The organism is Leisingera sp. ANG-M1, from assembly GCF_000813745.1.
Taxonomy (GTDB): Bacteria; Pseudomonadota; Alphaproteobacteria; order Rhodobacterales; family Rhodobacteraceae; genus Leisingera.
Genome location: NZ_JWLC01000020.1, coordinates 196,689 through 197,418, shown reverse-complemented (window position 1 = coordinate 197,418; position 730 = coordinate 196,689). Strand labels below are relative to the sequence as shown.

Annotated in this window: 1 protein-coding gene; it reads right to left on the bottom strand. The window is 61.0% G+C overall.

The features are described from left to right. Positions 1–43: 43 nt before the first annotated feature. Positions 44–730, bottom strand: a 687-nt coding sequence (locus RA19_RS17695; RefSeq protein WP_082020591.1) for an NAD(P)-binding domain-containing protein, incomplete at its 5' end; no start/stop codon positions are given.

The window sequence follows — 730 nt, the reverse complement described above, 5'->3', positions numbered from 1 at the left end:
GCCCAATAAATGAAGAGACTGTCAAAAGCAGATTGGCTGGCGATCAGCCGCGTTCCAGCAGGGTCAAGCCAGCCGAAAGGTCATCACTCATTCCGGCGGCCTCCATATGCAGGCGAAGCCGCTGATTGAACCCCCCGGGGGTATTCAGAGCCTCAATCAGGTGCTCGCATTCAGCCGCCTGCAAACTTGTGCCTGCCAGCATCCGAAGGAAAGTTTCACCCTGCGCACCATCCTCAACCCGTGACCCCAGCCAGCGGGCAGCATCCGAAACCATACGCGCAACCGGCGACAGCACCGCCTGGGCGCATAAATAGGCGCTAAGCTCAGCCTCATCCTGAAGCGCAAAAACAGTATTGGCCGGTGAGAAGATGCTTTCCAGCAATACGGTGTCTCCAAGAGCCATGATTGGAGAGCCGCCCTCGGCAATACCCGGGAACGGCATCATGACGGCCGATGCACGGGCTGGCGCAACCAATTCGGAGACCCGCTCGAGACCTGCTCCGGCCATGAAGGAGATCACCTGCTGGTCCGGGCGGAAAGCAAGGCCATCCAGAACGGCGCCTGCTGCCTCCGCCATAATTCCCAGGAAGACGACATCACTGCTGTCTATGACAGCCTGGTTGGGGCCGGCCGTCACTTCCGGAAACTCCGCGGCCAAGGCTGCAGAATGCACCTTGCCGCGCTCGGACACAGTGATCCGGTGCCCCTGCCCCGCCAGTCCGCGCACCAC